The sequence below is a fragment of the Nostoc sp. genome, from assembly GCF_036917775.1.
Classification (GTDB): domain Bacteria; phylum Cyanobacteriota; class Cyanobacteriia; order Cyanobacteriales; family Nostocaceae; genus Nostoc.
The window spans coordinates 1-6,135 of record NZ_JBALEQ010000099.1 but is presented as its reverse complement, the minus strand read 5'-3'; the positions used below and the strand labels follow the sequence as shown (position 1 = coordinate 6,135).

6 protein-coding genes and 1 pseudogene are annotated in these 6,135 nt (G+C 39.0%); 4 read left to right on the top strand and 3 right to left on the bottom strand.

The features are described from left to right. Nucleotides 1-200 precede the first annotated feature (200 nt). Both V7K69_RS20525 and V7K69_RS20520 read left to right on the top strand, forming a co-directional pair. Nucleotides 201-362 carry a hypothetical protein gene (locus V7K69_RS20525; RefSeq protein WP_335037615.1) on the top strand — a complete coding sequence of 54 codons (162 nt, stop codon included), beginning with the start codon at nt 201-203 and terminating at the stop codon, nt 360-362. 94 nt (nt 363-456) lie between these two features. Next, nucleotides 457-654 (top strand): annotated as a pseudogene (locus V7K69_RS20520) (transposase); the annotation flags it as partial. A gap of 16 nt (nt 655-670) precedes the next feature. Here the strand turns inward: V7K69_RS20520 and V7K69_RS20515 are convergent. Both V7K69_RS20515 and V7K69_RS20510 read right to left on the bottom strand, forming a co-directional pair. Continuing rightward, nucleotides 671-2,473: a lipoxygenase family protein gene (locus tag V7K69_RS20515; protein WP_335037612.1), complete on the bottom strand. Its 1,803-nt coding sequence runs from the start codon at nt 2,471-2,473 to the stop codon at nt 671-673. 595 nt (nt 2,474-3,068) lie between these two features. Then, nucleotides 3,069-4,148 (bottom strand): WD40 repeat domain-containing protein, encoded by a 1,080-nt coding sequence (locus tag V7K69_RS20510; RefSeq protein ID WP_335037610.1) that lies wholly within the window; start codon nt 4,146-4,148, stop codon nt 3,069-3,071. A 378-nt stretch (nt 4,149-4,526) separates the two neighbouring features. On the opposite strand from V7K69_RS20510, the gene V7K69_RS20505 reads away from it, so the two are divergent. Then, nucleotides 4,527-4,652, top strand: a complete 126-nt coding sequence (locus V7K69_RS20505; protein WP_335037608.1) for a hypothetical protein — start codon at nt 4,527-4,529, stop codon at nt 4,650-4,652. A gap of 158 nt (nt 4,653-4,810) precedes the next feature. After that, nucleotides 4,811-5,401 (top strand): class I SAM-dependent methyltransferase, encoded by a 591-nt coding sequence (locus V7K69_RS20500; RefSeq protein ID WP_335037606.1) that lies wholly within the window; start codon nt 4,811-4,813, stop codon nt 5,399-5,401. Between the two features lie 103 nt (nt 5,402-5,504). Here V7K69_RS20500 and V7K69_RS20495 read toward each other — a convergent pair whose 3' ends face one another. After that, complete coding sequence (locus V7K69_RS20495) at nt 5,505-5,939, bottom strand: hypothetical protein (protein WP_335037604.1); 435 nt, start codon at nt 5,937-5,939, stop codon at nt 5,505-5,507. Nucleotides 5,940-6,135: the final 196 nt, after the last annotated feature.

Below are 6,135 nucleotides of genomic sequence, written 5' to 3'. Positions count from 1 at the left end.
TTAGTTTGGTGTCTGCTTCTTTTGAACTCTAACTCTTTGATGTCAATGGGTTTTACTTTCTTGTAATTTGCGATCGCCCCGTGGTCGATTACAATGGAAGAATGAGTTTTAATAGGAATTATGACCGATCAGCAAAAGGAATTATTAAAATAGGTTTTGGTGATTTGAGATTTTCTTGTTGGCAAACTGTGTCCTCAATCATGATTCAACGAAATCCTAGACCTAATGCTCGCGCCACAACAGTTTATAATTTTCAACAATATTCACATCTTTATACTGCAATAACAGGGAAGAAGCTGAACGGCAATTCCCTAGATGTACTATTAGATATTGCTTTAGAAGAATGGATTGAGAGATTATAGAAGATTAGAAAAATTTCTAAAAATTCTGTTTTTCGTATTCATGTGGATCTTCACCTTAAATATAAAAATTTAGTCTTCCCGCTCCGTACAATATGACAAACTTTTGTCTCGTAAACGCTCAATTATTGAGGCTATTAATGACCAACTCAAAAATATTTCTCAAATTGAGCATTCAAGACACCGTAGTCCCGTTAATTTTTACGTCAATGTTTTGTGCAGATTAATTGCTTATTGTCATCAACCTAAGAAGCCTTGCCTACATCTGGACTGGGCTTTACCTTCTTATCTTTAACTAGAACTCAGGTTAATTAAATAGCAATACTCTGAGGAATTCGGGAGGGTAAGAGATAGGTATAAGGTTTTTGACATGATTTAACAAGAGCGGTATTTCGATCAGAGATTTTGCATTCCATTTCAGACAATTGTTTTTGAAATTCTGTAAATACATTCTTGTCTAATTCATCTTGAAAAGGATTTTCCAGGGTAAGTAGACTCTTGCTGGTATAAGGAGGAGCTAAACTCAGAGTTCTAACTAAGACAATTTGTTTGAGGGTTTCCCATCGATTTGGTAATAATTGAACTACATCTAGTTCTTGAGAACCATCCCCAGATTTGACTAGATAGCTTAAAGGCTGGTAAATCGCAAAAGCCATACTCGGAATCCAACCAACATTGTTATATTGGGGGAAATTTACAGCCGCATGTTGAGTTGTAGCAGTGAAAATTATGGTAGTGACAATTTCAATAAAGCAATCCAGATTATTCAATGTTCCTGTTAATTGCTCGGAATGTTTGCAAGAAAGTAGACCTTTCAAATTTCCTGCTTGAGGAGAAATCAACTCATTTTTCCAAGCTTGAAGTTGCTCGTCTTGTTCTAGACTCTGCGGATCTGGATAATGTCCTTTCAAGATATTACTAACATACTCTTGGATTGTATCCCAGGCTAATAGAGCATCGTCACGATAATAGTAGCCTGGTATATCCTTAACATCTCGCGCTTCCAAATCATAAGGTAAAGCTTTCTTGTAAAATTCCCAAGGTTCTCCTTGATAGCTGGTGTTTAGCCCTTCTCCCGTGTAAGCTCTGTGCAAAAGTTCATTCGAGCCAGTGTAACCCAAAGCTCCTGTAACATCAAAAAAACCACCTCTACCTAAGAATAAGATTCTCGCCATGAAATTCATGACTATTGTATTGAAAAAGTGTGGTTTTAAGAGTTGATAAAGTATATGGTCTTGTGAAAGTGTTCTGTATGTACTAACAGTACAAATTTCTACGATCAGATGGGTTTCATATAAATGAGATACAACCCCTTGATAAGCCGCATCTATTGCTGATACCACCATCTTAGCAGCCAACCATGATTGAGGTGATGATTTGGGAGTCCAAATTGGGTTAGATGTATTGTTATTTGATTCGAGTTTTTGCTGTACTTGGATAGCAACAGGAACCAATTTTTTTTGGTCATTTACATATAGTAAACAGAGGGGAGCATAGGCATATTTTCCTATTTGATCCTGTTGTCCAGGATTGAGAATCCCATCAAACAATTTGTAGTCCACCAGATAAAGGCGATTATTCATGAAAGCTGAAGCTAAAGTAAAATCATTACCTAAGACTGGTTTGAGGATTTCCTCTGTGACAGGAAATTTTCCACTTTCAGATATATCTTCTGGTTGACACTTTCTTAAGAAAGCTGGATTAAGTCCATTAAGTCGCTGCTCCCCAAACGTTTCGTCTTTATGCCAATCCTGGGCTATTTTTGGTTTCGGTAAGAATGTCCAAGGTTGGAAAAAGCTATGGAAATCTTGCAACTTGTTCCAGTTATTCAGAGTGGAGAAAAAACTTAATAGTCCTAAATCCGCTGTCCCTAGAAAAATCTGTTTTCCTTGGAAAATCTTTTTAGCAACAAAAGCAATTAAATGGATAAATTGGGCGAACATTAAACCCAATACAGATGTCAAAGTAACAAAGTTAAATATAATTATTTTCCAGGGTGTGAATCCTTCTCCTTTAGGAAGTCCTACAACATAAGGAGGGGCACCAATATATCTTTCTTCTTGCTTAATCCACTGATATTTTTCTTTACCAGAGTTACTATTTCTACTTGGCATAACTTGTCTACATCCTCTAATTGTTGTTCTATTTGCTGTGCCATCTCTTCCACCAGTTTTGTGACGCTGGTTGGAGTCTTTCCCCAATTTTTTGGCGGTATCTGTTCTAAATGAGTAACGCGACCAAGTTCCATGTCGCTTAATTTATCGGATTTTGGGACAATTTTTAGCGATCGCTTTCCTACCCCCTGAACGCTTACGTTTTTTGGTAATAGAATATTAATGCAGTAAAATTACTGTGTAAATAGAACAATTACGCGGTTGTGTCCAAAAAATGTTGAGAGCAGGGGTCAGTGTATATACTGATGCTGATGCAGTCAACTTTCGCTTTCGCAATCCACAAGATCCCCATCCCTATCAAACCCGTGCGGATCTGGTGGAATCACTTTGAATTTGCGATAAGGAATATCAGGACAATTCAAATCAGCTAAATTTGGTGGAATGAAAATATCTGGGTAAGCCCCATCGCATTACTGCATCTGCTCCCACGTGGTTGTTCCTTGATTTGCTTTTTGGCTGCGTCTGAAATCTCAAGACATCACGATTAAAATTGATTCCAAAAATCCAGCTTTTTGAGTTTAGTATTAGCTTATCATTATGATTTTATCTGCCAAACTTTAACAGATTTGTCACCACTACCGCTGTATAAAATTTTGCCATCACTACTTGTTGCCAGTCCATAAATTCCACCTGCGTGTCCGGTAAGCTCCATGACTGATTTTGCTGTTTTGATGTCGCGTAATATGATTTCTCTGCCTAAACCACCAGCAATAAATGTCTTGCTATCGGGACTTATAATTAACGCATCGATACTCGTACCCAAAGATAAATCATGAACTAGCTTTCCTGTTCTCAAGTCCCAAGCTTTGAAACCTTTACCATCTGTGCTTCTAACTCCACCAGATTGAAAACTATCGTCGTATCCACCACATAAGAGCATTTTCCCCTCATTACTAACAGCAAGCGTAATCGGGGCTGATGCACGCTCGCCCCCGCTGATTAGGTCTTCTTTTTTGGGCAGTGGTGGGGTAAAGCTGCCTATTTGTTTACCTGTTACCAGACTCCAAACCCGAATTCTTCCCCCATTTTCACCTCCGCTTAAGAGAGTTTTACCATCAGGAGTAATTGCAAGTGCTGTTGTTTCTGCTTTGAGTATCAGGTCGATTTTCCGAGTTTTGAGATTCCGAAATTTGATAGTGTTATCGCCGCTACCACTGATTAAAGTTTGTCCGTCTAGGGTCAACAACATTGCTTTCACCCCTGTTTTTTCTGAAATAGTGCGAACTTCTAAGCCTGTTTGCGTATTCCAAAATTTTATAGTGTTATCCAAACTGGTACTAATTAAAGTTTGCTCATCTGGAGTCATCACTATTGATTTAATGTCATCACGGTGTCCAGTTAAAGTGTGAAGCAATGCACCTGTAGTAGCATTCCAAAGCTTGATTGTTTTATCATCGCTACCACTAGCAAGAACTTGACCGCTAGCGGAAAGGGTTAATGCACGCACAGGTGCAGTGTGTCCTGATAAAGTTAGTTTCAACCGCTTTGGTTGTTCAGTATTTGTGGGAGTATTAAGTGTATTTGCTATCCCGGGACGAGTAGCAATCATGCTAAAAGGTATAGGCAGGAAAAAACTAAGTAACGTTAGAGTTTTAAATAGGATGGGTAATTTCATGGTGATCTTGTTGAAACTGTAAGGAGTCAAGTTAATAAACCTTGTTTTCTAATGTCACTAGCAAATCTTTTCTTTGTTCCCTACTATTAATTCAATGAGTCTACTTTCTATTCCAGAAAAATTGACAGTTTTCTATTGTTAGTTAACAGATTATTTTTTCCTTTAGCGATTAACTTGAGTTCAATGGGTTGAAAAGATGCTTTGAAAAGCTGAGACTCCAATAAAAAGAAAATTCAAGAGTGGTTTTGTAACACGAAAGCTCCCAAACGAATCTCTGCGCCCGATTTCCCACCAACACGCCACACAATCACTCCAATATCTTACGTCAGCACAACTTTCGGCAATAAGAGAGAGAATCGATTGGGGAGATGATAGACTATGCCCTGCTTGAGCAATGTCTACGACGGACTGTCCGATGTCGCTTTATTTATCCCCAGGTTTACAGGTTTACTCTTATCAGCACACCATCGCCAGCAACTATGTTCTGTTGGCTGCCATCACTAAAAATAATTGGTAGCCCTCTGTTGCCATCAGTTACAACTGTGGTCGCTCTTGGGCAGAACTGCGATTCCTGAAAATAGTGAAAATCCTCCTACATCTGGCTACATTATCGCTTATCTTTTTAAAGGAGAAGATTGTTCGTACTATTTGAGCAGCGTTGTATGGACAAGAATGAAAAACGAATCCTTGATTCATGGCAGATGAATGCTTCGTTATGGACGCAAGCAATTCGTCAGCAGCAAATCTATTCTCGTGCGATCGCCACTGATGCCGCTATACTCAAAGCAGTAAGCCAACTTAATCCACGAACATTCTTAGACATTGGATGCGGTGAGGGATGGTTGTCTCGACAGCTTTTTTCTTTAGGAATTGATGGATGGGGTGTTGATTTTTGTGCCGCTCTCATTGACGCAGCAAGGGATAGTGGTGATTCTCGCTTTGTTGTCTGTTCCTACTCGGATCTTGCATCACAAAGATTTAGCACCATTAGCTATTTTTCTTGCTTTATCTGCAACTTTTCAATTATAGGCGAATGCGCTCTTGATGAGATCGCCAAGGCAGGCCATAGCCTGTTAGAGTCCAAAGGCAAAATAATCATTCAAACCCTTCATCCGATAATTGCTTGCGGTGACTCTGCATACTCCAATGGATGGCGCGAAACTTCATGGCAAACAGTTTCAGATAAGCCATTTACCCTACTCCTTGGTATTTCAGAACGCTCGAATCATGGATCAACGAGTTCCATGCTTTAAATTACCGATTGTTAAATTTATATGAGCCATGCGATCCCAAAACGAACAAACCGATTTCAATTATTTTTGTCTTTGAGCGCGAATAAAGTATTAAACGCATTTGTTAATAAACATCCCCATACTGGTTTTTGTCCTCAGCTAAGTCAATCATCGGAGTTGGTAGCCTTGAGATAGTTAACTGTAACGCTTGCATTTGAGGAAAATCACGCTTAATAATTTCGATAGCTTTTCTTTGACTCTCTTGATTTTTAACTATCAGTTGTGCAGTCCCATCCCCTTGAGAACCTACGCCTTTTCCTCCAAAGATATAAGGCTTAAGTGGCTCGTGATGGAGAAGCAGATGTAGCTTTTTTGCAGTTAATTGCTCGGGACAAGCTGGAACTACGTATCGGTCAAATTCCGCTTGGGCTTTTGTCATTAAAGCTCCAAGAAGTTGGGCATCTCCGAGTTGTATTGCTTCAACTGCTGCCTGGGTAATTTCAGAGCTAATAGAACCAAAATATTTTTGGACATTTTGCTCTATTGAATTAGTAGCCAAAGGATAACACTGATTCAATCGCCTTAGTATTTCTTGTGTGTTTTTGCTCCCGCCAAGATCGACAATCACAAAAAACAAATCATGACTCACTTTCAATTCAAGGTAATCGACCACGGGGCGATCGCAAATTACAAGAAAGTAAAACCCATTGACATCAAAGAGTTAGAGTTCAAAAGAAGCAGACACCAAACTAATT

Excerpts from the sequence above, each read along its gene's own strand:
- V7K69_RS20525 (WP_335037615.1), top strand. The coding sequence starts at position 201 with ATGATTCAACGAAATCCTAGACCTAATGCTCGCGCCACAACAGTTTAT.
- V7K69_RS20515 (WP_335037612.1), bottom strand. The coding sequence starts at position 2,473 with ATGCCAAGTAGAAATAGTAACTCTGGTAAAGAAAAATATCAGTGGATT.
- V7K69_RS20510 (WP_335037610.1), bottom strand. The coding sequence starts at position 4,148 with ATGAAATTACCCATCCTATTTAAAACTCTAACGTTACTTAGTTTTTTC.
- V7K69_RS20505 (WP_335037608.1), top strand. The coding sequence starts at position 4,527 with ATGCCCTGCTTGAGCAATGTCTACGACGGACTGTCCGATGTCGCTTTA.
- V7K69_RS20500 (WP_335037606.1), top strand. The coding sequence starts at position 4,811 with ATGGACAAGAATGAAAAACGAATCCTTGATTCATGGCAGATGAATGCT.